This window comes from Paraflavitalea speifideaquila (assembly GCF_032395985.1).
GTDB classification, from domain to species: Bacteria; Bacteroidota; Bacteroidia; order Chitinophagales; family Chitinophagaceae; genus Paraflavitalea; species Paraflavitalea speifideaquila.
In genome coordinates, this window is the sequence record NZ_CP135920.1 from 134411 (window position 1) to 158926 (window position 24516).

Annotated in this window: 38 protein-coding genes and 3 pseudogenes; 36 read left to right on the forward strand and 5 right to left on the reverse strand. The window is 40.4% G+C overall.

Annotated features, from left to right (window positions below; translation table 11 throughout):
* Positions 1-390: 390 nt before the first annotated feature.
* From RS881_RS00955 to RS881_RS01005, 11 genes and pseudogenes are all read left to right on the forward strand, one after another.
* Positions 391-882, forward strand: a complete 492-nt coding sequence (locus RS881_RS00955) for a hypothetical protein (RefSeq protein ID WP_315819358.1) — start codon at positions 391-393, stop codon at positions 880-882.
* Positions 883-1028: 146 nt separating this feature from the next.
* Complete coding sequence (locus RS881_RS00960) at positions 1029-1334, forward strand: helix-turn-helix domain-containing protein (protein ID WP_315819359.1); 306 nt, start codon at positions 1029-1031, stop codon at positions 1332-1334.
* Positions 1327-1788, forward strand: a complete 462-nt coding sequence (locus RS881_RS00965) for a CHC2 zinc finger domain-containing protein (protein ID WP_315819360.1) — start codon at positions 1327-1329, stop codon at positions 1786-1788. The genes RS881_RS00960 and RS881_RS00965 overlap by 8 nt, the downstream gene beginning before the upstream one ends.
* A gap of 65 nt (positions 1789-1853) precedes the next feature.
* The gene (locus RS881_RS00970) at positions 1854-2183 is read left to right on the forward strand and encodes a toprim domain-containing protein (RefSeq protein ID WP_315819361.1); all 330 of its coding nucleotides are present in this window, start codon (positions 1854-1856) and stop codon (positions 2181-2183) included.
* A gap of 198 nt (positions 2184-2381) precedes the next feature.
* Positions 2382-2522, forward strand: coding sequence for a hypothetical protein (locus tag RS881_RS00975; protein ID WP_315819362.1), 141 nt, complete (start codon positions 2382-2384; stop codon positions 2520-2522).
* Positions 2523-2545: 23 nt separating this feature from the next.
* Positions 2546-2689, forward strand: coding sequence for a hypothetical protein (locus RS881_RS00980; protein WP_315819363.1), 144 nt, complete (start codon positions 2546-2548; stop codon positions 2687-2689).
* 259 nt (positions 2690-2948) lie between these two features.
* Positions 2949-3239 (forward strand): annotated as a pseudogene (locus tag RS881_RS00985) (plasmid mobilization protein); the annotation flags it as partial.
* A complete protein-coding gene (locus tag RS881_RS00990; protein WP_315819365.1) occupies positions 3229-3798 on the forward strand; it encodes a relaxase/mobilization nuclease domain-containing protein in 570 nt (189 codons plus the stop codon). The pseudogene RS881_RS00985 and the gene RS881_RS00990, both read left to right, overlap by 11 nt.
* Positions 3783-4190, forward strand: a complete 408-nt coding sequence (locus RS881_RS00995) for a hypothetical protein (RefSeq protein WP_315819366.1) — start codon at positions 3783-3785, stop codon at positions 4188-4190. Before RS881_RS00990 ends, RS881_RS00995 begins: the two co-directional genes overlap by 16 nt.
* Positions 4191-4228: 38 nt before the next feature.
* Positions 4229-4561, forward strand: a complete 333-nt coding sequence (locus RS881_RS01000; protein ID WP_315819367.1) for a hypothetical protein — start codon at positions 4229-4231, stop codon at positions 4559-4561.
* On the forward strand, positions 4543-4824 hold the full coding sequence (locus RS881_RS01005; protein ID WP_315819368.1) for a hypothetical protein: 282 nt from the start codon (positions 4543-4545) through the stop codon (positions 4822-4824). Before RS881_RS01000 ends, RS881_RS01005 begins: the two co-directional genes overlap by 19 nt.
* A 146-nt stretch (positions 4825-4970) precedes the next feature.
* Here the strand turns inward: RS881_RS01005 and RS881_RS01010 are convergent, their stop codons facing one another.
* From RS881_RS01010 to RS881_RS01025, 4 genes are read right to left on the reverse strand one after another with little or no spacing between them, the layout of a single operon-like run.
* Positions 4971-5765 carry a hypothetical protein gene (locus RS881_RS01010; RefSeq protein ID WP_315819369.1) on the reverse strand — a complete coding sequence of 265 codons (795 nt, stop codon included), beginning with the start codon at positions 5763-5765 and terminating at the stop codon, positions 4971-4973.
* On the reverse strand, positions 5762-6067 hold the full coding sequence (locus RS881_RS01015) for a hypothetical protein (RefSeq protein ID WP_315819370.1): 306 nt from the start codon (positions 6065-6067) through the stop codon (positions 5762-5764). The genes RS881_RS01010 and RS881_RS01015 overlap by 4 nt, the downstream gene beginning before the upstream one ends.
* A complete protein-coding gene (locus RS881_RS01020) occupies positions 6064-6408 on the reverse strand; it encodes a hypothetical protein (RefSeq protein ID WP_315819371.1) in 345 nt (114 codons plus the stop codon). Before RS881_RS01020 ends, RS881_RS01015 begins: the two co-directional genes overlap by 4 nt.
* Positions 6405-6866 carry an RNA polymerase sigma factor gene (locus RS881_RS01025; RefSeq protein WP_315819372.1) on the reverse strand — a complete coding sequence of 154 codons (462 nt, stop codon included), beginning with the start codon at positions 6864-6866 and terminating at the stop codon, positions 6405-6407. Before RS881_RS01025 ends, RS881_RS01020 begins: the two co-directional genes overlap by 4 nt.
* Positions 6867-7241: 375 nt before the next feature.
* On the opposite strand from RS881_RS01025, the gene RS881_RS01030 reads away from it, so the two are divergent.
* From RS881_RS01030 to RS881_RS01130, 22 genes are all read left to right on the forward strand, one after another.
* The gene (locus RS881_RS01030; RefSeq protein ID WP_315819373.1) at positions 7242-7616 is read left to right on the forward strand and encodes a helix-turn-helix domain-containing protein; all 375 of its coding nucleotides are present in this window, start codon (positions 7242-7244) and stop codon (positions 7614-7616) included.
* A gap of 179 nt (positions 7617-7795) precedes the next feature.
* Positions 7796-9109 (forward strand): DNA phosphorothioation system sulfurtransferase DndC, encoded by a 1314-nt coding sequence (dndC, locus tag RS881_RS01035; protein ID WP_315819374.1) that lies wholly within the window; start codon positions 7796-7798, stop codon positions 9107-9109.
* Positions 9109-9792 (forward strand): AAA family ATPase, encoded by a 684-nt coding sequence (locus tag RS881_RS01040; RefSeq protein ID WP_315819375.1) that lies wholly within the window; start codon positions 9109-9111, stop codon positions 9790-9792. The genes dndC and RS881_RS01040 overlap by 1 nt, the downstream gene beginning before the upstream one ends.
* 90 nt (positions 9793-9882) lie before the next feature.
* On the forward strand, positions 9883-10302 hold the full coding sequence (locus RS881_RS01045; RefSeq protein WP_315819376.1) for a hypothetical protein: 420 nt from the start codon (positions 9883-9885) through the stop codon (positions 10300-10302).
* 82 nt (positions 10303-10384) lie between these two features.
* On the forward strand, positions 10385-10954 hold the full coding sequence (locus tag RS881_RS01050; RefSeq protein ID WP_315819377.1) for a hypothetical protein: 570 nt from the start codon (positions 10385-10387) through the stop codon (positions 10952-10954).
* Positions 10951-11262 (forward strand): hypothetical protein, encoded by a 312-nt coding sequence (locus RS881_RS01055; RefSeq protein ID WP_315819378.1) that lies wholly within the window; start codon positions 10951-10953, stop codon positions 11260-11262. The genes RS881_RS01050 and RS881_RS01055 overlap by 4 nt, the downstream gene beginning before the upstream one ends.
* On the forward strand, positions 11246-11641 hold the full coding sequence (locus RS881_RS01060; RefSeq protein WP_315819379.1) for a DndE family protein: 396 nt from the start codon (positions 11246-11248) through the stop codon (positions 11639-11641). Before RS881_RS01055 ends, RS881_RS01060 begins: the two co-directional genes overlap by 17 nt.
* On the forward strand, positions 11641-11889 hold the full coding sequence (locus RS881_RS01065; protein ID WP_315819380.1) for a winged helix-turn-helix domain-containing protein: 249 nt from the start codon (positions 11641-11643) through the stop codon (positions 11887-11889). The genes RS881_RS01060 and RS881_RS01065 overlap by 1 nt, the downstream gene beginning before the upstream one ends.
* A gap of 240 nt (positions 11890-12129) precedes the next feature.
* Positions 12130-12690, forward strand: a complete 561-nt coding sequence (locus RS881_RS01070; protein WP_315819381.1) for a phospholipase D-like domain-containing protein — start codon at positions 12130-12132, stop codon at positions 12688-12690.
* A complete protein-coding gene (locus RS881_RS01075) occupies positions 12657-13760 on the forward strand; it encodes a DEAD/DEAH box helicase (protein ID WP_315819382.1) in 1104 nt (367 codons plus the stop codon). Before RS881_RS01070 ends, RS881_RS01075 begins: the two co-directional genes overlap by 34 nt.
* A 29-nt stretch (positions 13761-13789) precedes the next feature.
* Positions 13790-14032: a hypothetical protein gene (locus RS881_RS01080; RefSeq protein ID WP_315819383.1), complete on the forward strand. Its 243-nt coding sequence runs from the start codon at positions 13790-13792 to the stop codon at positions 14030-14032.
* 4 nt (positions 14033-14036) lie between these two features.
* Positions 14037-14231, forward strand: a complete 195-nt coding sequence (locus tag RS881_RS01085) for a hypothetical protein (RefSeq protein WP_315819384.1) — start codon at positions 14037-14039, stop codon at positions 14229-14231.
* Between the two features lie 10 nt (positions 14232-14241).
* Positions 14242-14520: an AAA family ATPase gene (locus RS881_RS01090; RefSeq protein ID WP_315819385.1), complete on the forward strand. Its 279-nt coding sequence runs from the start codon at positions 14242-14244 to the stop codon at positions 14518-14520.
* Positions 14521-14593: 73 nt separating this feature from the next.
* A complete protein-coding gene (locus RS881_RS01095; RefSeq protein ID WP_315819386.1) occupies positions 14594-15109 on the forward strand; it encodes a hypothetical protein in 516 nt (171 codons plus the stop codon).
* Between the two features lie 33 nt (positions 15110-15142).
* A complete protein-coding gene (locus RS881_RS01100) occupies positions 15143-15298 on the forward strand; it encodes a hypothetical protein (RefSeq protein WP_315819387.1) in 156 nt (51 codons plus the stop codon).
* Positions 15299-15357: 59 nt separating this feature from the next.
* A complete protein-coding gene (locus tag RS881_RS01105) occupies positions 15358-16134 on the forward strand; it encodes a hypothetical protein (protein ID WP_315819388.1) in 777 nt (258 codons plus the stop codon).
* A 125-nt stretch (positions 16135-16259) separates the two neighbouring features.
* Positions 16260-16484 carry a DNA phosphorothioation-associated 4-like protein gene (locus RS881_RS62515; RefSeq protein ID WP_527250374.1) on the forward strand — a complete coding sequence of 75 codons (225 nt, stop codon included), beginning with the start codon at positions 16260-16262 and terminating at the stop codon, positions 16482-16484.
* 175 nt (positions 16485-16659) lie between these two features.
* Entirely contained in the window at positions 16660-17724 is a 1065-nt protein-coding gene (locus RS881_RS01110) for an ATP-binding protein (RefSeq protein WP_315819389.1), read from the forward strand.
* Positions 17725-17933: 209 nt separating this feature from the next.
* Entirely contained in the window at positions 17934-19292 is a 1359-nt protein-coding gene (locus RS881_RS01115) for a RelA/SpoT-related domain-containing protein (protein ID WP_315819390.1), read from the forward strand.
* Complete coding sequence (locus tag RS881_RS01120; RefSeq protein WP_315819391.1) at positions 19280-19753, forward strand: hypothetical protein; 474 nt, start codon at positions 19280-19282, stop codon at positions 19751-19753. Before RS881_RS01115 ends, RS881_RS01120 begins: the two co-directional genes overlap by 13 nt.
* Positions 19746-20093, forward strand: coding sequence for a ParB N-terminal domain-containing protein (locus RS881_RS01125; protein ID WP_315819392.1), 348 nt, complete (start codon positions 19746-19748; stop codon positions 20091-20093). The genes RS881_RS01120 and RS881_RS01125 overlap by 8 nt, the downstream gene beginning before the upstream one ends.
* Positions 20094-20541: 448 nt before the next feature.
* Positions 20542-20901 (forward strand): hypothetical protein, encoded by a 360-nt coding sequence (locus tag RS881_RS01130; protein WP_315819393.1) that lies wholly within the window; start codon positions 20542-20544, stop codon positions 20899-20901.
* 16 nt (positions 20902-20917) lie between these two features.
* Here RS881_RS01130 and RS881_RS01135 read toward each other — a convergent pair.
* Positions 20918-22076: pseudogene (locus tag RS881_RS01135) on the reverse strand (cysteine desulfurase family protein).
* 474 nt (positions 22077-22550) lie between these two features.
* Here RS881_RS01135 and RS881_RS01145 point away from each other — a divergent pair.
* The 3 genes and pseudogenes from RS881_RS01145 to RS881_RS61455 all read left to right on the forward strand — a co-directional run bounded on the left by RS881_RS01145 (position 22551) and on the right by RS881_RS61455 (position 24352).
* The gene (locus RS881_RS01145; protein WP_315819396.1) at positions 22551-23273 is read left to right on the forward strand and encodes a phage integrase SAM-like domain-containing protein; all 723 of its coding nucleotides are present in this window, start codon (positions 22551-22553) and stop codon (positions 23271-23273) included.
* Positions 23274-23472: 199 nt separating this feature from the next.
* Positions 23473-23895, forward strand: a complete 423-nt coding sequence (locus RS881_RS01150) for a tyrosine-type recombinase/integrase (protein WP_315824987.1) — start codon at positions 23473-23475, stop codon at positions 23893-23895.
* A 10-nt stretch (positions 23896-23905) separates the two neighbouring features.
* Positions 23906-24352 (forward strand): annotated as a pseudogene (locus RS881_RS61455) (DUF6934 family protein).
* The last annotated feature ends 164 nt before the right edge of the window (positions 24353-24516 follow it).

The following is a 24516-nucleotide window of genomic DNA, read 5'->3' on the forward strand; positions in this document are numbered from 1 at the left end:
TAGAACAAATTATTAGGTAATGGGAAAATTTAGAGACTGGCTTTCCTCCAATATGATATTCCGTAACATATTGGCCGACCTCGGTACCCGGTCTGCTTATTCCGGGGAGCCAGGAGGTTTTATAGCTTATTTCCAATACAAGATAGGCCCGTACCAGCGTGACTATTACCTATATTTCCCAAAAGAGCCTTATAACGTCCGGTACCATAACGAGGTGTTCAATAAACTTTTCGAGTACGCCGCTGATGATATTTTTAAATACCTGGATTTCCATTTCGATACATTCCCTGAAAAAAACGCCTTTGTCTTGTTCCTGGACAGGCAGCTAACGGAACGGTTAAAGAAAAGCTATAGCAAAGAGCACCGGATAAAACTGGAATCTGCCGCCGATTGGGTGGTAGAAAAAAGCTGGCGCTTAAAGATCAGGCCAAAATCACCAGGGAGGACATTTCCCGGGATCTTCAGCTTGTCATCGACAGCAAAGCAGCGGGTAAACCCCAGGAGGCCCAGGAACGATTGGAGAGCCTGGCCAGTAAATTGGAGCAAAAATTTGCTGATGCCATAGACCGGCTGGAAAACTCAACAGCTCTCCTTCCCGCTGCCAAGATCAGTCTGAACAACCAGAATCACCTGGATAAACTGGTACAGGTCTTTTACCTGATACAAAACCTCCAGAATCCAAACAATAGGACTGAACAGTTATTAAACGGCTTCAACCATATAGACTTGGCAATTATCCTCCGGCTTCATTTCCGGGAGTTTGCCGACAAAAAGCCCAACACGGTCGAGAAAAACGCCAAGGCAAGCATTGATAAACTAAGGCAGACCGATCCCAAAGTTCAAAAACTGACCCAGGCAATGGAAGAATTCTTCTACTCATAACCCCTTTACCTATCTTAATCAATCAGGTTTACGCTGCTGAACCTTTCCCAAACTCCCTGTCTTTCAACAGATAAAAATCCATGACCAATCCATCATTGACTTCCCTTCCTGCTTAACCCATCTTGCGTCCATAACACTGAATTTGTATGGACACTTTATTTATTCCGAATGAGAACGATTTCCGGCGGTGGATCAGGGAGGCGCTGAAAGAATGCCTGGAAAATATCCCGGTAAAAGAAGGGCCGTCCACCAATCCGCAGCAGGAGCCATTACTCAGTCGCAAAGAAATTGCCGGCATCTTCCGCATATCCCTGGTTACCCTCCATGAGTGGATGAAACAGGGATTGCCGTTTCACAAACAAGGTGGCCGGGTGTACTTCCTGCGCTCCGAAGTGCTGGAATACCTCAAACAGAAACGTAAACCGCAGGCTAAACTTCCCGGACATGAATAGGCTAACCATCATAGCAGCCAAACAGCTCGACCTGGTGGATTACCTTGCGTCCCTGGGATTCAACCCGGAAAAGGTACGTGGTCATGATTACTGGTACCACTCTCCTTTACGGCAGGAAAAGACGGCTTCCTTTAAAGTGGACCGGGCCAGGCGATTGTGGTATGACCACGGAACCGGGCAGGGAGGGACCATCCTTGATTTTGGGATGGCTTATTTCAGGTGTGATCTCCGGGAATTCTTAAGGCGGCTGGATCAGGATTTTTCTTTTCACCGTCCCATACAGTCAACCGTTCCATCCACTTCGGCAGCCGGTCAACCATCGGTTACCCCGGCTGGTGAAAAGAAAAAGATTGCTGTCCTGTCGGCGGGTCCGTTGGTATCGCCTGCCCTCATTGGTTACCTGGCCGACCGTAAAATCCCCTTTCACTCGCTACCGCTTATTGTCAGGAAGTAACTTTTGAGTTATCCGGCAGGCGCTTCTTTGCCATCGGCTTTAAAAATGATCAGGGTGGTTTTGAATTGCGCAATGCTCATTTTAAGGGCAGCAGCGCTCCCAAGACTTCCACCTTTCTGGATCAGGGCTGCAAAGAGCTGGCTGTATTTGAAGGCTTCTTCAATTTCCTGTCCTTTCTTACCCTGAACCAATACCGGCCCCTACCTGCCGGTAATTTCCTGGTCTTAAACTCCCTTGCCTTCTTTGACAAGAGCAGACCCCTCATGGAACAACATGCCGGCATTACCCTCTACCTGGATACAGACGCCGCCGGTTCACATTGCACCCAACAGGCTTTGAAGCACGGCCCACAATACCAGGACGGTAGCCCCTTTATGCAGGTAGTAAAGATTTGAATGATTGGCTGGTGAAACACTTTCTTGTAGTGGAGCAGGAACATTCCTCACTCCACCAGGCCCGGAAAATCTTTCGGGACAGCCAGCAGTCTCCGCCTGAGATTAGGCAAGGGAACAAAAGAAACCGCCTGTAAGCTTACAGACTTCCTCCCCACCTAACCGCAGCAATTCATTTTTAAACAATCAAAAAGGTAGACAATGGCAGACTTAAAAAGAAAACCCCTTTCACTCAGCAGTGGGAAGCTCCTCAAATTATACGGCAACAGTATTGCCATTTCCAAAAGCCTGGAGATCGGAGAAGGCTATGCGCCCAATATTTTTCCTTCACCGAAGACCTAACAGGCGGGAATGAACCCGGTAAAGTGACGAATACCTACAAACTGGACCGGGAAGATCTGATGGAACTGGCCGACTTCAACATCCAGCTTTGGATGAACCTGAAAGCCAACCTCCGCAAATATGGCATTGATAGCCCGAAGGTATTTAACCAGGAAACCAGCAAATAGTGACCAGCAAGTCACCGTTAATATTTAAAGACAAAGCGGCTTTGCCGCTGCTAAAAATGCAGTGGCTTACCAGCCACTTTTAAACCTGCGGTTTAAGGCAAGCGGTGTTTTTGTAGGACAAAAACGCTTGCCCCCTGCTCCCGTTGGTCGCATGAAAAAAACGAACTGCGTTACAGCTAAATGTGGAAGCTATGACAGTAATGAAAACGAAGAAGAAAGCAGGAGGGCGACCGGCAGCAACCGCTAAAAAGAAACGGTTGTCCGGGTACGGTTCGACAAGAGCGGGTACTTTATCCTGCGGCATAAAGCGGAAAAAGCCGGGTTGAACTTCTCCGCCTACCTCCGTCAGGCGGCAGAAAACGTACTCATTAAAGCCCGGCTTACCCCGGAAGAAAGAGACTTTATCCGTAAGCTGGTAGGCATGGCCAATAACCTGAACCAGTTGGTGAAAGAGTTCAAACAGGCGGGTATATTCAAAACGGCTGCACATATAGAAACGCTACGGGAGCAAGTGGATGAACTTTTAAAACTATTGAGGAATGATAAGTAAAGCTTTTGATGGACATAGTTTTTACCACGCCTGCCGGTATATGTGTAATAAGCAGGGAGCAGATGTGTTGGCAACCGAAGGGGTACGGGGCTACAATTACAAATTGATGGCGGAGGATTTTATCGCCCAGGCGGCACAACGTCCCACTAAAAAGCAGGCTTGCTTCCATGCGGTACTCAGTTTTCATCCCCATGAAAAGCCGGACGATACCAGGATCATAGCAATCGCCAAAGAGTACCTGCAGGAAATCGGCATCACCAATACCCAGTTTGCCATCACCAAACATACGGACAAGGCCCATCTTCATGTTCACCTCATTGCCAATATGGTGAATAATGAAGCCCGGAGCATCAAAGACAATTATATCGGGTTAAGAGGAAAAAAGGTTGCCCAGAAACTAACTTTAAAGCACGGGCTCATTGTAGCTGAAAAGAAAAACCTGGCGCTTACCCACCTGGAAGCCCTCGACCAGTCGGAAGCGAACCGGTATAAAATCTACACGGCCATTATGGAAACACTCCCCAATGCCGGAACCTGGAAGAATTGGAAGCCCGACTGAAAACATACGGCATCGGGGTGCTGTACAAGTACAAAGGTCAAACCCAGGAGCGCCAGGGCATCAGTTTTCAACTGGGCAAAGATGTTTTCAAAGGCAGTAAGGTGGACCGGAAATTCTCTTTAGGCAACCTGGAGAAGTCACTGGCTCAAAGCCAGCGGCAGGTACTTACCCAAGCATCCACAACTGTCAACCACCAACAACCTGGGCGCACGATTTCACAGGAATCCAACAACCTCGCTGGTCAACTGGCCGAAGAACTGGGCAATAAAGCACTGCATTCGGCTGCTGGTATCCTGGATGAATTACTCAAACCTGAATATGTACCCCAGGGTATTTCTCCTGAATTGCTGCGTGAAGCCCGGAAAAAGAAAAAGCGTAAAAGGATACGGTAACAAAGCGTTCCATTTTTTAACCGCTAAAAAGTTGAACCATGAATGAAAATCTTCTAACTACCATTACAGAGATCAGCGACGACCATACGAAAAAACTTCAGCAGCACGATGACCAAATTGGCGCCTTGCAGGAAACACTTCACCAGTTGACCGATTGGAAAGCGACACTCAACCAGCTCACCCAAAGTGACGGCATAATGAATAAGCTGTTGGTCCAATTGCCCGGACAGGCAAAAGAAAGCCAACTTCTGCGCGGAACATTGCAGGAAACCATAACCACCCTTTCGCGGCCACAGGAGCAAAAGCACTACCATCATTTCCCTAAAATTGCCTGGGCAACAGCCGGGCTTTTGTGGTATTGTGCCTTGTAATTACCGGCTGGTATACCACCGCCTCCCGGCTGGACAACTTCCGGGACAATGATACCAAATACCGCTACTTGCAACTTCTCGATAATAGCCAGGTGAGCCGCCTGCTTCATTATGCAGACAGCTTGCAACAAGCACGGCCGGACTTTTTCCGGGACAGCGTGCTTACAGCCGAAAAAGAAAAACAGCGCAGCCTGGAAATGCTGGATGAAGCAATCCGCAAAGAAACAGAGGCCCGACAGCTACGCCAAAAGGCCAAACAGTAATTCTTTAAAAGGCTCCTCTATTAATAAGAGAACCCACGCATTGTATGCACCATTCGTAAACTTTGTTTACAATGATACTCCGTGAGTGCACCATGGCCTCACGCTGCGGGTGTACAAGCACCCTCAATAATATTTTTCCTACGCCACTATTCCACTACCAGCGCAATCCCCGCTTTGTTGGCTTTGTAGGCAATTTTATCCTTCAGGCTATAATAACTCCAGTTCCGCAATAGAAACTCTTCCTCCTTAGCTGCCGTTTCCTTATGCTGTTGCCCGGTAAGCAGTAAAGTGGCCACCCGGTGTTTGATGCACAGGTTGATCAGCCGATGGCTGTATACGTGCAGCTTATAATTCACATAACGCTTTTCTGCTCCTCGGAAGTTCTCCAGGTTTTGCAGCTTCCGGGTTAAGCCGTTCTTTGACCGGTTATAAGTTGCCGACTGCTGGCACCGGTGCAGCGCTTGCTGGATAGCCAGCCGCCGGTACAGGAAATCTTCTTTCGTGCCAATGGAATAACTGCGCCGCCCGATCTTTACCCGGATCGGGATTTCGATAGACAGCGTGGCTTCGGCCACTATCTCCGGTTGAAGGGCATGATCTTCTTTGGAAACCTCAAAGGTGGCCAGCAGGAAGATCTTATGTTCCTTGACTTGGATAGAACTGGTGCACAGCTTATACTCTTCCCGCAGGGCGGCTTCCCATATAGCACGCTTGTCACCGCCTTTCCGCCCGAAATATAGGCGGAAGGTATGGCCAAAGACCTGGCAGGTATAAAACTTTCCTCCTCCTTCCAGTTTTATCTGCCGCAGATCATGGGCGGCTATCGGTATGGGAATATCCCGCCGGAAACTCCGTAATGATCGCTCTCCTTTCCATAACCTGTCCCGTTCCTTGCTGAAGCTGTACACCAGTATTTTATTAAGGCAACCCAGGATACTCATGGGCATCTCTCCTTTGAAATGCCTGCTGAGTAATTGATAAGTGGTGTTGAGTTGTGACGTGGTAAGAATGCCGTCCTTATCTTTTGAATATTGGCCAGCCTTACCCGCACCTCATCCGTGAAATAAAACAGGTCCTTTATCTGCTCCTGGATAAACTGATGTGTATAGATATAATTGGCCGCCCGGTGGCACATGCGCTGCCATTTCCAGAAGGTTTCCCGTGTTTGCCGCTTTACCGCAGGATCTTCCGTATGGATCAACAGTTGAATTTTCCGTGTAAGAGCCACTTTCCTTTCTTTCATCGCTTGGCACTTTTGAGGATTTCATGGGCTGAAACGTATTCTTTTAGGGCTTGCCACATGGGAATATTCAATTCCTGGGCAATTCTGTCAAAGCTGTATTGTTGTTCCAGTCTTAACTGGGAGATTTTGATCTGCTGATCACTTAATAGGTGCTTCCATTGGGCAGGAGGTGAACTGTCTGAAGCAACCTGGCTGTCTGGTTCTTGCATTTTGATTCGTAGGATCATATTCTTTAAGGAGCTGATGCTTTCCTGCACTTCCTGGCTGATATGCTGATAGGGTGCAGCGAAGCGGCTAGCAATTTCTTTGAGGCTAAGTCCGTACCGGAAATACAGCGTCATGATCGTTTGCTGGTTGCCGGGTAAATAGGGAATGGCATCTTTACGAGATTGATGCGTTCCAACTCCATAGCGGAAAAAGCTGCTTGTTCATTTTCGATCTCTGGATCATAAGCTGCTCCCTTAAAATCTTCCAGGTATTCCGGGTGGATAAGTTGGCGGTAAAACCGATTTACCGGTTGCCGAAAGTAGTCGTAGCAGCCCCAACGGGTACACAGACGAATAAAGCGAAATAGATGTAGCATACTTGTCATCCGTTCCCGGAACTGCCAGGCGCGGAGGAATGCTTCCTGGACGATGGTATGGTTGGCGAATTCATCACCTGTAATGCGATTCGCATAACACAGCACCGGCTTGTAAAGGTGCTCATACACATAGTTGAGCCCTGACTCTTCGCCTTTCTTGAAGAGTAGGAAGTATGTATTATTCTCTGGAGTATTAGCCGTAATGTAGTAGCTCATGGCGTCGGCAGCTTGAGAAGTGATAGAAAAGGCTTGGTAAGGACCGAAGCTGCCCAACGCAAAAGGAAGACGTGGGTTAGTCCTTACCGTGCTGAAGGGCTGCGACACCCCGAACCCGAATAAGAACGCCCACGCCTTTGCCTTTAAAGATATAAAGGAAAACGTGAGCGATTTACCTTACTCTCGGATTGTTGAAAAGGTCGCAGTTTTCAGCACGAGAATCAAAGCAAATACGCTTTTAATATTTTTATTAACTCTTATGTCATATCTCCATTAATTTTATTTATTAAAATTTGAGAATAGCTATACAATATTACATAATTGTTATACAATAACAATTTATTTTCTTTCAGAAGCAATTCGAATTAAAAATCAATGATTTATAAGTTTTTAAATTGTGGGCTACAAGAACAATTTGTTTACCTGATGAGTAAATTAATGAAGCCTAAAAAGAAATCAGAACAATTAATTATCAACAGGCTTGCTGCTGTATTAAAGGAAGAACGTGTGTCTAATAAAGATCTTGCTAAAACCCTAGGCTATGAGCCGGCAACAGTTTCAAAATGGGCTACAAATACTATTCAGCCGCCGCTTTCAACATTCTTAAGAATTGCATTGACTATAAATCGTGATTTGAAAGATTTATTTATTTCTACTAAGGAAATTGGGTTAGATGAGAAGAAGATACTTATGAAAGAACTCGCTATTGTTGCAGAAAAAGGAAAGCGGACAGGGAAATGGAAAGGTTGATTCCAAAATTAACAAGCGTGTTGCTACCTCTTACTCGTACGTTCTAACACTGAGATTCCTAAATCAAAGTTATTAGGGAAATATAGGAACTAATTCTTATTTTAGAAAATAGTACCCAAACGTTTATGAAGTTTGTAAATAAATGATTAAGAATACCTTTCGAGATAAAAATATTCTATATGGCATTAGATGTAAAGTGGATACAGGAAGAAATAGCAGATCAGTATTTTGCTGAAGATGGCAAGATACCATGGATTGTCGGTTTTAGTGGTGGAAAGGATTCTACTATGCTGCTTCAATTAGCATGGTATGCTTTGAAAGGGATACCAGAACTACTTAGAACAAGGCCGGTTTATGTTGTATGTAACAATACGCTTGTAGAAAACCCTAAAATTATTCAATACACAGATAAAGTACTTGATAAAATTGAAAGGGCGGCCATGGAGCAATCAATGCCGATCTTTGTCGTTAGAACTACTCCAAAGCTGGAAGACACCTTTTGGGTAAATCTGCTTGGTAAAGGTTACCCCGCCCCAAACAATGCTTTCAGATGGTGTACAGAGCGATTAAAAATTAATCCTACAACCGATTTTATTAAACGCAAAATTAGCGAAGTGGGAGAGGCTATTATTCTGCTAGGTACGCGTAGTGACGAAAGTTCTACCAGAGCCAAGAGCATTGAAAAAAATAAAAGTCATATCTCAGGTGAGCGTTTGAGAAAACATGTACTCCCCAACGCAAATGTGTTTGCTCCTATTAAAGATGTAGAAACACCCGAAGTATGGAAATACTTAAACCAAGTAGTTTCTCCCTGGGGAGCTGACAATAAACAATTAAATGCCCTATATAGGAATGCGAATGGAGGTGATTGTCCACTCGTAATTGATGACACTACACCATCTTGTGGTAATAGTCGTTTTGGTTGCTGGGTTTGTACCGTGGTAAAGCGAGATAAATCTATGGAGGCACTAATTACAAATGGTGAAGTATGGATGGAACCGCTTATTGAGTTCCGGGACATTTTGGTAAATCACCGAAACGATCCTGAATGGCGTGAAGCAAGAAGAAGAGACGGAACGGAAGGAGAGGGTATTCTTGGTCCATATAAGCCAGAGAAGAGGGCTTATATGCTGGAGATGTTATTACGAGCCCAAAAAGAAATATTGGAACAGGAACCTGAAACCACGCTTATTAACTATCAGGAATTGGTAGCCATACAAGTAACCTGGCATCGCGATTCCATTTTTAACCTGAGCGTAGCGGATATTTACAATAAAGTATATCAGACAGATTTAAAGGGTTCTGACTTTAGCGATCAAGCCATTTTTGAAAAGGACATTTTAATTGAATCCTGCAAACAAAATGGCGATTTTAAATTAATTACAGAGTTACTTGAATTGCAAAAATCGAAATTCATTCTGGTGAATAATTACGGGTTACAGAACGATATAGAAAATCACCTAGAGCATTATCTTAAAAATCAACACGCATAATGTTTATAGAAAAAGTGATATTGAATAATTTCCGAGTATATAAAGGTATCAACGAAATTAACCTTTCCGTTAATCACGACCTGAATGTTTCTGTTGTTTCTGGGAACAATGGATACGGAAAGACTTCTTTGCTAACCTCGCTTGTTTGGTGCTTGTACGGAAAGCTAATGGCTGATGTAGATGAACGCTATCGTAAAGAAATATACGAATCAGGCGGATATAAAAGATTCTGCGATAAAATCATGAATCGTGTCACCGCGTTGGAGAGCGAAGAAGATATGGAGCATCTTTTAAAATCGTTAGTACAGGCCACTGCCATTGAAAAAAATGAGATTAATCGAAAAATAACTGACCTTAATTCATTCAGTGTTTCTATACGGCTTACTAAAATCTTTATCCCCTCTATACCGTGCGAATATGTACAAATTACTCGAACATACAACGTTTATTTAAAGGAAGAAACGGTAGAGATCCTCATTGATGGACGGGCCAATGAGCTGACCAAGGAAGTTGGACATGAAATCTTTATCAATGATTTCATTTTACCTAAAGAGATTGCTAAGTTTTTCTTTTTTGATGCGGAGAAAATCGTTTCCCTTGCTGAAATACGGTCAATTGAGGAAAAAGAAATCTTAGCCTGGCCTATGCAGAAGTTTTGGGTATTAAAAAGTATCTGGATTTAAAAGACAACCTGGAGAATCTGCGCTTGCGGTTAAGAAAAAAAAACAGCAGAGACTGGTGATAAGCAAAAGCTGGACAAACTCAGGAAGCAGTTGGATCAAAATAAGAAATTAATATCCCACAGTGATGAGATGATTAAGGAGAAGGAAGAAGAACTAGTATTAAAGAAACTTGCTTCCGACAGACTTCAGGAGCAATTGATACGGGAAGGTACGGCCATTACGCTTGAAGAGTTAAAGGATTTCAAGCAAATGCGGGAGCATTTAAGCGAAGATGGAGCACGTATTAAGAACCGCTTAAAAGAAATGATGGAGCTGGCTCCATTTGCTATTGCGGGTAATAAATTACGGGATGCTGTTCAGCAATTGGAAGCCGAAGAAGAAAACAGCAAAAAAGACGTGTCAGATGCTTTTCTAAACAAACGAGTCTCGGTAATTAAAAAGGCCATAGAAAAAGCAGAAGAGAATTTGCACTTAATGCCCAAAAAGAAGAAAAGTTGTTGGCCATTATAAAAAACGCCCTCATTCCTGACAGAGTAAAAACTTTAAGCCTCTTTTCAATTTCTCTACGGATCAGCATAACAAATTGCTTGCGGTGTTTGAGAATCTGCAAAATGCATATAGTAAGAATTTTCGCCAGCTAATTGCTGATTTAAAAAAGCAGCAAAGTGCTTACAATATTGTTTCAAGAAGGTTGCAGGATGCTGAATCAAAAGAAAACGATCCGGTAATTAAAGCCATCCGTAATGATAAAACGCTGTTGGATATAGAAATTAAAACGCTGGAACATGATTTAGTTGAGCTAAAAGCCAAGCGTCTAAGTCTGCACACTGAAACAACTAATCTGTCTAGCCAGGTTTCAGAGTTAACTAAAAAAGTAAATGTTGAAGGGATTAACAAAGCAAAAGATGAGCTGGCAGAAAGATTGATTGCTGAATTGGATGACTTTATTCAAACACTTAAAATAAGAAAGAAGGCATCTCTGGAGAAAAACATCCTGCGTGAACTCAACCGCCTTATGCACAAATCCACCTTTGTGGGCAAAGTAGAAGTAATTATCAATGGGGATTTGATTGATATTGAGTTGTATGACCGGAAAAACCGAGTAATCAATAAAGACAGTTTATCCAAAGGGAACAACAGCTTTATGCTACAGCTATATTGAAAGCTTTGGTAGATGAATCCAACATTCGTTTTCCCGTCTTTATTGATAGCCCGCTTCAAAAATTCGATAAGGAACATGCGCGAAATATAATCATAGATTTTTATCCCAACGTTTCAGGGCAGGTGATTTTATTTCCGTTATTAGAAAAGGAGTTGAATGAAGAGGAATACAAATGGCTTTTGCCGCGTGTGGGCTGTACTTACTTAATCATCCATGTAGACCAATATCATTCTAAATTTACCGAGGTGTTGCCTGAAGAACTTTTCAGCAACTATCGCAAAATCTACGAATATGTTTACCAGCATTAAAACATCAAAATACAACAAAGAGGTTGTAACACAGCTCACCCGGAGACTTAACCTAGGAGCAGAGAATGTTATTGCTCGAATTGCTTTTGCTTATTCCCTGGCTCGTGATCGTAAAATGGATTTAACAACCATCCAAGATGCGCAAGGGAAAGAGTATAGCACTAAAGTATTGTTTGGAGAGTATACAGACTTTTATGTGGCGTTGATTTGTGTTCATTATAACTTATATAAAACAGATAAAGATATTGCCCGTTATGTGAAAATGCATATTGATGATGGTTTAGAATTAATTGACCAGGAGGTGGCAAAAAAGAGCACCCTTACCGGCGATGAATTTTTAATAAATGCAATTGAAAAAGGACTTAAACATTTAGCCTGATGCCTACCAAAACTATTACTGAAGCTATTATTGAAGTGCTAAAACGCGAGAACAAAATGCTTGACATTAAAGAAATTCATGAAAAGATAGTTCAATCTAACCTGTATGCTTTTAAATCTTCCAATCCCGAACACGTAGTACGCAACCAACTCAGGAGACATTGCGATAATCTTGAGTTAAAAGTTGGTTCTTCCATCAAATATTTCACCCGTATGGTAGACGGGACATATGGATTAAGAAAATTATAACTTATGTTAAGAGAAGTCGACTTTAAACCTGTCTATGCTACCGGCGAAAACGAACCCTCTGAGTTTTTCTTGATGCGTTGATAAACAGTAATACCCTGGATCTAGGCTTAGGCTATTTTAGTTCTAGCGGCTTCCGAGCATTATCCATTGGTTTTGCCTTTTTATCAAGCGAGGAGGTAAAATGCGTATAATTATCAATAATGTGCTCCAAGAGGAAGATAAAAGGCTATTGAGGAAGGTTTGGAAACAGCTCCACACAAACTAATTGAACAAACGATCATCAATAATATTGTTGAACTAAAAAATGTGCTTTCCCAAAAGGATAAACATTTTTTCAAATGCCTTTCCTGGCTAATAGCCACTAAAAAATTGGAAATAAAAGCTAGTGTACCAAAAAAAAACAAAGTGGGCATTGTCCACCAAAAATTTGGGTTATTTAAAGATATTTCCAATGAGACAGTTGCCTTTACGGGATCGGTTAATTTCTCTGCCAATGCTTTGTTTAACAATGTAGAAGCTATCTCCTGCGATTTTTCTTGGCAAAACAATGATATTGGCACGGGTCGTATAAAGTATTTTGAGCACTTATTTCATAAAACGTGGACAGGCTTTTCAGATGTAGTAGAAATTATACCGATAGAAAAGGTAAAAACCGTCATTCAAGAAAGCTTCCCTGTTGAACATGTCAAGGAATTGGTTGACGAGGAATTGGAATTGGTTAGAGATGAAATAAATAGCTATGATCTACCTAAATCCTACCTTAAAAGGTGGAGCAGCTTTCTATACGCTTACAGCCGGTAACCTTAAAGGTTAAGCAAGCAGAAGATTTACCTTCTTTACGTGAATACCAGGAAGAAGCAATTAAAAACTGGAAGGAAAACGATTACTGTGGAATTTTTGAAATGGCTACGGGCACAGGAAAAACATATACTGCCCTATCAGCTATATGGGAGTTGTTAAGGGAAAGGGAACGCTTATTTGTAATAATTTCTTGCCCATTTATTCACCTTGCAGAGCAATGGCAGGATGAGGCTGAAAAATTTTCGTTGGACAGCATATTAGTAGGGGAATCAAAGGCTTTATGGGAAGAAGATACTGCCCGACAAGCACAATTATTCAACCGAGGAAAAATTGACCGGGTTATATTAATTACTACCAATGCCTCTTTTACTTCTAAATCATTTCAGAGTATTATTGCCCCCTGCTTGGAAGAAACTCTATTGATTATAGACGAGGTACATTATGCCGGGGCTTATACAATTCGCAAATTATTACCACAAAACTGCAAATATAGATTAGGCTTAAGTGCCACACCTGAGCGGCATGGAGATGAAGAAGGAACAAAAGCTTTGTTTGATTATTTTGATTCCGTGGTTTTTAGTTTCCCAATTGAAAAAGCTATTGGCGTATTTCTTACCCCTTATTATTACCATGCCATACCCGTTGAGTTAACAAATGAAGAGTTTGAAGAATATTGCCTGTTGACAAATCAGATTATATGTTTAGTTGGAAAAACGGATGCATTAAGCCGTGACAGGTTGGAAAAACTTTCAATCAAAAGAGCTCGTATTCAAAACAATTCCATTAATAAGCTTAATTGGATAAGGCAAAATATAGAAACCTTACCCTTAGAGTATAGTCTATTTTATGTAGGTGATCAGATATTTGACGAGGTAAAACAATTACTTGGAAAAGAACTGAGACTTAAAGTGCACGAATTCACCTCCAGGCAAAGCCGGGCTGAACGGAAGAAATTATTAAAAGAGTTTTCCCAACAAAAAATCCAATCGCTTATTGCCATGAAATGCCTGGATGAAGGGGTGGATGTTCCTCCCACACGCGTAGCCTTTTTTTCTGGCAAGCTCCAGTAATCAAGAGAATTTGTGCAGCGCAGGGGCGCGTGCTTCGTAAATATCCCAGTAAGGAGCATGCCTTAATATATGACCTGATTTCTATTCCCCCAAAAAAGTTTATTGAAGAAGGAAGAAAAAGCAACATATTCTATGCAGTGAAAAGCGCCTTTGTAAAAGAATACAAAAGGGTGCAGGAGTTTTCAGAAATGGCCACCAACAAATTTGATTCCATGAACGAACTTTTTACGATGGCTGATCAACTGGATTTGCTTGATATAACGAAAGATTAAACCCATGAAAAATAAAAACATCGGGCGTTTGCAGGAAATGCTCAACCAAGTAAAAGACCCCAATATTAAGGAAATTCTCAACGGGGTATTTAAAGTGGAGATTAGCTACCGTTCAGCCGAACGGATTAATTTCCCTCGACAGAAAATCAGGGACATTATTGATGGAGTAGCCCGTACTATTGAAAGTAAAACCAAGTAATGATCACTCGATGAAGATTCAAAGAATTGAAATAGAAAACTTCGCTTCATATTACGGTAAGCAGCATCCTATATATCTTGATACACATCAGGGTAAGCCCTTGGTAATCTTCATAGGAGGCACCGGTCATGGAAAAACTTCATTGTTTGATGCCATTAACTGGGCTTTGTATGGGGAAGAGTATGAAAAAGACGTGAGAATCAATAAAGAACGGGGTATTTCGGATTACGTGAATGAAACAGCATTGCAAGAAGCCGTGAAAAAGGAGAGCGTGTCCAGATGTCCGTAACCCTGTATTTTGAGCACGAAAGTGAGAATGAAAAAGCAATGGACCTAGCGAATTTTATATTACTCAAACCATTGTGGTAAAACCTTCAAGAGATAAAGATGGTAGTATAAAACCAGAGCTAGTTGATCGCTCTACACATCTGCGTGAAATCCAGCATGGAGGTGATCATGTAGAAATTCCATATACACGTACATTTTTGGACGAAATTCTTCCCAACAATGTAAAATCCTACTTCCTTTTCGATGGCGACCGGATTCATAACCTGGCTAAACCCGGTAACAGCCAGGAAGTGCAGGCCGCCATTTATCGGGTAGTGGATTTGGAAATTATCCGAAATGCGGCCGAACATTTAACTGATACAGCCATAGAGTTTGGTAAACGGGCGGCAAAATCTGCTATTGGCGAATTGGTACAAGTGGAAGAGCAATATAACGATGAGCTAAAACATCAGAATACTGTTAAAAGTCGTATTACCGATATTAAGAAAGAAAGGCAAGCTATTAAAGATCAGCTAGAGCTGATTGATGATAAGCTCAAAGATTTGCCAGAAACAAGGGCCTTACAAGAAAAAAAGGAATCATATCACTAAAGAGCTTCAACAGAATGAGCAACTTCAAAAGAAGTGAAGAATCGCTTGCGAGAGAAGGCAGCGAAAGCTTCTTTAGGCATTACCATGAACAGTCTGAAGCAATTGCGGGATTTGTTGCATGAAAAAGAGCAAAAAGGGGAAATACCCAAACATATCCGCGAAACTTTTTTAATGACCTGTTCCATTTAGAAGAATGCATTTGCGGAACATGTTTTCTTGCACAAGATGGAGACCCGGTTTATGAAACATTGAAAAAGCGGCTGGAGCAAGAAAAAAGCCGATCCAATGAAGAGGATCAGTTGATAGATCTATATCATTCGCTAAAGCAGGCAGAAGACCTGATCAAAGAAGCGAAGAAAAATGTGGAAGAAGATGATAATACCATGGCTGACCTGGAAAAGGAAGAAAGAAGCTTGATCTATCAACGACAGGAAATTGACAAGCAATTGGGCGAGCTCCCCATTGAAGATGTAAATAAACTTGTAGGCCTTCGCAAAAAGCGTGATGAAGAAGACAAACAACTCGTGGCAGAATTTACTACCAAACAAGAACAATTAACTACATCCGAGAAAAAACTAAAGGACCTTGATGAACAACGGAAGGAGTTGGGGAAAAAGCAGGAAGAGGCCGGAGCCCTACATTTACGGAGCGAATTAGCCAAGAAAGCGGCCGACCAATTAAATGACTTGTACGATTCATTCGCTGAACAAAGCAGGCAGGCAGTGGAGCAGTTGACTATTGAAGAATTTAAAAAATTCGTGCTTTCTTCGTCGGGTTATAAAGTAGCCCTTAGTCAGGATTATTCCTTAGAAGTGTTGGACTCTAACGGCAACCGCGCCTTACAACGATTATCAATGGGGCAATCGCAATGCCTGAGCCTTGCATTTATTACAGCAATATCTAGGGTTTCAAAGAAACACCCGCCTCTGGTAATTGATATGCCGTTTAGTCGTTTAGACCCAAAGGTTCACGAGGCTATCTCAAACGGCTCCCCGAACTGGCACAGCAAACAATCTTATTCTTGATTCCAGATGTGGAGTGGAACAATACCACCCGGAATAATCTAACCAAATACGCCAGTCACTTATATGAAATGAATTTTGATGAAAAAAGTACGGCACACTACTATACAAACCATTAACTAACTTGTATGAAGAATCTGAGGGTATATATTGATAAAGATAAGCACGACATATATGAAAAGCTAGTAAAACGAGGCTCGGATAACTCCGACCATTTTCCTTTTCAGACTATGAAGGATTTGTTCATGCTGGCGGCCTGCTTGGGAGCTAAAAACAATTCATATGAGCCATTGCAGTCGTCAAAAGATATCTTTAACTCGGATGTTTTCGATGAAAAACAGATATTCCTGTGATGTCTGCCTTAGCTTACCAGAAAGAGCTAAACCTTTCCATTCTCACCGATGAAAGAAAAGTGTTAGATGTTGTTCAAGGGTATGCTAATGGCGGAATACATTTCGTAGTAGACGAAGTGATTAATATTCCGGGAAGGCCATTGAATAATCTAATAGAATTGATTATTCAATAGTTATGAAAAGACTGCATAAAGATATTGAAGCTCTGCCATCGAAAAGAATTTATCTTTCCATCATAGCAGATTATCACCTTAAAGCAGCATTATGTGAACTCATAGATAACGCCATCGATAACTGGACGTACGATAGGAAAAGAAATAAACTCACTGTTTTAGTAGACTTGGACTACCAAAGGCAACTTATCCAAGTTTCCGACAATAGTGGTGGAGTTAAAGAGTCAGAAATCAATTTAATAGTTAGTCCAGGACATAGCAGAAATATTGCTGAAGACCCAACTATTGGAATTTTTGGAGTAGGATCAAAGCGAGCAGTAGTAGCGTTAGCAGAAGATATAAAAATTTACACCCGCCATAAAAGAGAGAATACACTTTTAGTTGAAATAAACGATGCTTGGATAAAAGACGATAACACATGGGACCTTCCTGTATATATTGTGGACGACATTCAAGAAAATAGCACAAAGATTGAATTAGTCAAACTGAGAGATCTAATAAAGGTAGAGCTTGAAGAAGAATTGAGAACTCATCTTGGTGCGACTTATGCGCTATTCCTAAATAAGGGTAACTTTGAACTTAAAGTTAATGGTACTCGTATTGAGCCTATTACTTTTGATAAATGGTCTTTCCCTCCAAATTTCGAACCTAAGAGCTTTACTGGAGATATTTCTTTTGATTCCAGTGGCATGATAAAGCTCGAAATATTAGGTGGGCTGACGAAGTCCGGAGAACCATCTGGTGGAGAGTATGGTGCCTACTTTTATTGTAATGACCGCTTAATTACTAGAGCATATAAAGGAGCAGAAGTTGGCTATAGACCTTTGAAGATTGGCAACCCACATCCTTCTGTCTCTTTGGCTAGAGTTATAATCAAAATAAGTGGCCCTGCGCAACTTATGCCTTGGAATAGTAGTAAATCAGAAATAAACCCCAAACATCCAACCTTTAAGGAAATTCAGGAGCATATTGACCGGGTTCTTACGCACTACTCTGTATTGTCAAAAAAATGGAGTACAGCGGGGGGTGGGAGGAAAATATATTTCAATATGAGAAAGGAGAAATAAAATCTGAGGTTGTCGCAAACATTTCATCCCAATCACGATTGTATCTTCCACCAATTCCAAGACCGAGCAAAAAAATATGCCGACGTTATCAAAGTTAATAACCGGGCAATTGCTCATGACAAGCCTTGGGTAATCGGTTTATATGAAACAGTAATTGCTGTTGACGAAATATGCAAGTTAAAACTCAATCAAAAAACCGAATAAGTCTATTGACTTTAGATAGCATGCTTGAAATTGCTTTTAAAGAGTATTTAGTTAATGATTCGGGAATAAGTTATAGTGCCGCACGATTAGAAAATATTATGAAAAATCGTACGGATGTTCATAATGAAGTAAAAAACACAATTCCCCTCACCATAAAACACTGGAAGAAAATAGAATACTACTACAAGCTCAGATGTGAATTGGTACATAAAAGAGCCACAGTTACTATAACGGATGATGACCTAATAAATTTTAGAAAAACGGTGGAATATGTTCTTGCGAAAATGTTTAACCTTTCTTTTAAAAGGATTAATCCTTTTGATAACAGTAAAATATCAAAAATGCCTAAAGAGATGTCAGATATTATTAGTGAAAATATTTCAAGGTATAAAGCATTATCTATAATTTACAATGATACTATATATGATAGTCTTAAAGAGCCAAGGGCGAAACTAGAGGGAATATTTATTGCGTTGTTGGATAATAAAGGGCAAGAGTATGCTTTACAAAAGAACAACTCTGTATATGCAGCAAAATACTACCATGTAAAAAGTCGAATTAAAGCTACCGATAATTTTTATGAGAAATTAATACGAAAAAACATCGGCTTGACCCTCACTAATAAATATGATTTGATTCAAAATGAGGAGAACCTTAACCTAAAAAAAGGGGAAATAATAACGGATATTCAAAACTTAGATGATATTATTGGATTGAGAATTGTTACTGAATTAAAGAAAGATTGCGTAAACGTATATGAATTGCTTGAAAATAGCGGGGATTTCTTTCAGGAGAAGCAAATTAAATTTAAAGACTTGAAAGGCCAACCCCAAAAAATGAAAAATGGGTTGGATATTTATAGAATTAAAGGCATATTTCAAGGAATTTTTGGTTTCGAATTACAAATAAAAAGTAAAATAGATGAAGCCTGGGGTGAGCTGGATCATACTTTATTTTATAAGGATTATAGTATCTCTCCTATTAAAGACACAGTACAGGTTACCATGAATAATGTTGGTGAGCTTCTTGATAGAATTGAGTATTTACTGTATGATTTAAGAGAGTCGGGGTCAAATTATATTGAAAATGCGGAACACTTGAAATTTCAGGAAGAACTAGAGCATGAAATTTCGGTACTTCTTAAAGAAAAGTTCGAAACTCCATACAGATTGAAAGAAATTGCACACTATCTAAAATATTTTAGAGATAAACTCGGAGTAGGAGAAGTAAGACTGGATAGTATAGGATATAATCATTTAGAATGGGCGGGCGCATCAACTTTTACCAACTCATATATTAAAATTAGAAACTCTAATTTCGATTTATTACTAATAGAAACCCTTTATCTAAATTGGAAAAACTAATTGGGAAAACTGAAATATTACAAGCAAATTATGAGGAGTATCTTAATGAGTTCCTCTCATTATTTTCAGAATTTATTTCGAAAGCATTAAAAGATCCTCCCGAAGCTTTTTTAATATACCTAAAAAATCTATTAACATACTCTACATCTCCCGAACTCTTCCTTTCAACATTTAAGCACCAACAAATAAAAGAGGTGACAAATAGATTGGGTTCGATGTCTACTGAAGAGGATGATATTAAATCAAATTTAGAAGAATTGAAATCTTGTTTTCAAATAAGTATGTTTAATGGAAGCATTGAAGAATATTTAAAGCCTGTGTTAGAAACAAAAAAGATAGAAGATGGTTTATTCAAAGTAAGAGATCTGGTAAAAGACAGTCGAAACAATCTTGATAGAAAGATATATATTATTTCATCCGAAATTTTAGAAATCGTCAGAAAAATGAAAATAGATGAGTAACAAGAAATATCCAATTATACGTTATCGACAAAATGGCTTATCATATATTAGTTTAGTTCTACCTTTTGAAGTGGTGGACGCAATCAGTCATGTGTTAATATATGGCATTGATCCTGATGGTTACCAAAGAAAGCCAAACAAGATTCACTACAATAAAATAAAAAGGGATGCTCTCTATGACCAAAATTTTAGATTGCCAACGTCTATCATATTGGGTGTAGACGAAAATACTATTCAACCACTAGTAGAAACAGACCAAGACGGGCGAGATTACATTAATATTGAAACTTCAAAAAGAATTTTAGAATTGTTGATGGTCAACATCGCATATATGGTTTAAAGGAAGCTGTTAAGGAAAAAGCTGACCTTTCAAGTTTTTACTGAATATTATTATTCTTATATCTAAAGCAAATGAACGTTCGATAGAATTAGATGTATTTACAGATATCAATTCAAAAGGCAAGCGAATAAACACTGATTTAGCTGAGCTAGCTAAGCATGACTATCAGATAAAGGAAAAGCGAATTCGAGAAAATGAGATCAACAGACATATCGCTATTAAAACTGCTTACTATTTAAAAAGTGCGGGAGAAGATAATGTTTGGCTAAACGCAATAAAATTTGATATACACTCGGAAGTTACACTAGGTATTATTGGGGTTAGCATCTTCTGTGAATCTATTAGCAGTGTTATTGACAAATACATTAGTGAGCAGTTATACACAAAGAATGGGGTATTACTAGATGGAGATGATTTAATTGAATATTGTAATAATGGAGCAAAGGAAGTGGGCGATTTCTTATACAAAGTTTGGAATCAAATAGTAAAGATTAAATGGGAGAGGGCATTTAAAGGAGATATAGTCAAAAACGATGAAGGTGAAGTTGTTAAAGTATTTTACGATAAGGATTATTACATACAAAAGGGAATAGGAATAAAATCAATTAACCCGATCATTGGTGATAAAGTAAAGCAATCGGGAATTAATGATAATGCTTTTCAAGAAATACAGAAAATAATGTTTGAAAGCAAAGTGAAAATTGATGACTGGCGAAATGGAGGCCCGTTTTCTGGTTTCAATTCTGAATCTGGTTTTGGTAAAATTAGACAAATGATACAAAACAATTTACCTGTCCCGCAGGAATAAATAAATATAAATCAAGTCATGTATTCATCAGCCTCAAGCTTAAAGCGATTTCTTTAATTGATTCTACTGTGATATCTATTTCGGGTTGCGTATTAAACTTCCCCAAACTTAGTCGAAGAGATGAATAGCAGTCAGTTGGGCTTAACCCCATGGCCATTAATACATGTGAAGGTTCTACCCGGGTAGAAGAACAGGCAGATCCATTAGAAACTATTATTCGTTGCAGATCAATAATCATTGCGTCAGCATCGACCCCTTTAAAACAAATATTGCTTACATTATAAATGCGTTTTTGCTTATTTCCATTTATAAAAGTATTACCAATCTTCATTAGCTTGCATTCGAGGTAGTCGCGTAGTTGCCTCACATTTTCAATATTCATCTTCATTTCCTTATTGGCAAATTCAGCAGCTTTCCCGATCCCTATTATCCCTGGTACGTTCGAGGTCCCACTTCTAAAACCGTTTTCATGTCCACCACCGTGTAAAATAGGTGTTAACTTCACCTTGTTGGGTCGCTTACTTCTTACATATAAGACACCTATTCCCTTAGGCCCATAAAATTTATGTCCTGAAAAACTCATCAGATCAATTCCCATTTCATCTACTTGTACAGATATTTTGCCTATAGCCTGAGTTGCATCTGTCATAAATAGTGCGCCTTTATCATGAACCATTTTGGCTATGTCTTTTATAGATTGAATTACACCGGTTTCATTGTTTACTAACATTACACTTACCAGAATAGTATCTTGCCTTATACTTTGCTTTACTACATTGAGATCCAATATTCCATCATTCCCAACAGGCAAATAGCTTACTTCATAGCCTTTTTTTCTCCAAATGTTTACAAGTATCTAGTACCGCTGGGTGCTCAGAAGAAACTGTTACAATGTGCTTCCCTTTCTCGCTATAGCTTTCAGCGACTCCTTTAATTGCCAAATTGATTGCCTCAGTCGCACCAGAAGTAAATACCACTTCATTATCATCACATCCAATTAGCTCGGCGATACTAGCCCTGGCCTCCTTGACTTTTCGATTGATAGAAACACCAAAGTTGTGATTACTGGCAGCATTTCCATATTCGTTAGTGAGAAAGGGCATCATGGCCTCTAAAACGCGAGGATCAATTTTAGTAGTGGCATTATTATCCAAGTATATTAGATTTTCATTCATGCCTACAATTTACTCTGGTTCTATAATACGTTAAAATGGTACTACAAATTTAACAGGAAGCTACTAATACTCCATTCCTATCCTAATCAATCGTATTAAATACTTAACTTTAGTACGTATTCAGCTTTTTACATCCTCCACCAACCCTGCGTTGGCAAATTGTTGGCAAAAAACGAAAAAGGCCGCTTGCGCGACCTCTTAAATGATTGATTACCAAGCTCCCCTGCTGGACTTGAACCAGCGACCCTCTGATTAACAGCCGCCATTTTGGCTTAATTTGGGCTAACTAGGGCTTACTGATTTTATCTTAACTGTTTATATTTCAGACAAATACATAGATTTCGATAATTTTACTTGAACGCAATTTATGCCGGTTTGGCAGGCGTTTGTTTGAAAATTGTTTGAAAATTTCTGAGGCAGGGAATCATTAACCTGCAAAATTTTCGGTCTATGTTAGTCACAGTAAATGTCTTTTTGGACACTAGGCGCATTAAGCAAAGAACAGGTACCTACCCGATCAAGGTCCGAGTAACCTATGATCGAAAGCCCCAGGAGTACCAGACAATCTTTGATCTTTCTGAGGAAGATTATAAGAAATTGGCCAACCCGCGTGGAGGCGGCAAGTTACTCGAAATAAGGGGAAAACTAAAAGACATCGAGTACGAGGCCGGTCAGGTCGCCAAAAAGCTCGACCCGTTTACTTTCGAAGAATTTCAAAAAGATTACATCCTAAATCATCCCTTTTTTCTTCAACGCAAAACCATTCAGAAATCCATTTTGCCCGCTGAATACCTCTTTGATCGCACGCTGTACGAGCACAGGTTTCCCATATTTAAAGAAAAAGAGCCAGCACCCAATACGATATTATCGGCCACATTGGTCTATATCGACCAACTCCTGCAGGAGCATAGGATCAGGACGGCTGTATCCTACCAAACCTCTTATTATTCTTTCGCCCGCTTCAGGGGTAATATGCGATTCACGGATGTAACCGTATCCTACCTCGTACAGTACGAAAAATGGATGCTTGAAAAGGACTACTCCAAAACTACTGTGGGGATCAATGTACGACAACTGCGTACACTTTTTAACGAAGCAATAGAAAAAGGTATTATCAGGAAGGAGAAATGCTACCCCTTCGGACGTCGTCGGTATCAGCCTCCCACAAGCAGAAATATTAAAAGTCCCTTACGATAAGGGATGTAGAATCCCTGTATAACTACGTTCCCAAATGCAAGCAGGAACATTGGGCTAAGGATTTCTGGTTTTTCTCCTACCTGGCAAATGGCATCAATGCCCAGGATATTGTCCTGCTAAAATACCGGGATATTCAGGGGATTACCTGGTTTTTGAAAGAGCCAAGACCAGCAAGACCAATCGATCTGACCCAAGACAGATCACCGTCTATCTTTCCGACGACCTCAAACAAGTCATAGATCGTTGGGGAAATCCAGACAAATCACCCACAAACTACATTTTCCCAGTCCTTTCTCCTGGCTTAACGCCAATGCGGAGGTACGAGTTGAGTGAATTGTTTGTGAGGTCGATAAACGACTGGATGCTGAAGATCAGGCTTAGCCTTGGTATTGAGAAGAAGGTCACTACTTATGTGGCCAGACATACCTTCTCTACGATCATGAAAAGATCCGGGGCCAGCACCGAGTATATACAGGAAGCGCTGGGCCATACCGATATGAAAACGACGCAAAACTATCTGGATAGCTTTGAGAAAGAGGCAAAAAGGGAATTCGCCCAAAAGTTGATGCCATTTAAAAAGGTGGTCGATACTGTTCAACCCAATATTTCATCCATAAAATAAATACTGCCGCATGAACCTTGAAAGATATCCGGTCACTGCGACAGATCAGTTTCGCAGTTTTGAATTTTTAAGCGAAGGCCCACAGGGTACCGTCAAGAAGGTGGTGTATTTCCAGGATTACCAACTTGAATTTACAACATTGCCTTCGGTGATTGGGATGAAATGAGCCAAAAAAATCAATGATTTAGCAAGAAGCAACAATAATGATCGCGACAAGGTGGTTGCCACTGTAGCCTTTACCGTCACAGAATTTTTGACACATTATCCTGGAGCTTTCGTACGTGCTCGTGGAAGTACGGCAGCCAGAACGCGACTTTACCAAGGCGGGATAAACAGACACTGGCCTGAACTATCCAAGTTATATATAGTAGAGGGCTTTATCAATAATGATTGGGAGCCGTTTAAGCCAAATACTAACTATAATGGATTCCTTGTCTATAATAAACAAAAGCCGTAAATTTGATTAGTACAAAAAAGACGTATTATGGCCCGAGTAACCAATAAGAAAAATGATAATAACCTCTCCAATGGTATCACTATAGTTAAGCACATGCGGGACTATAGTAAGGAGCCGTTTTTTTTAAAGAAATTGGAAGAGGCTGACCGCTTCTTTAAGAAGCA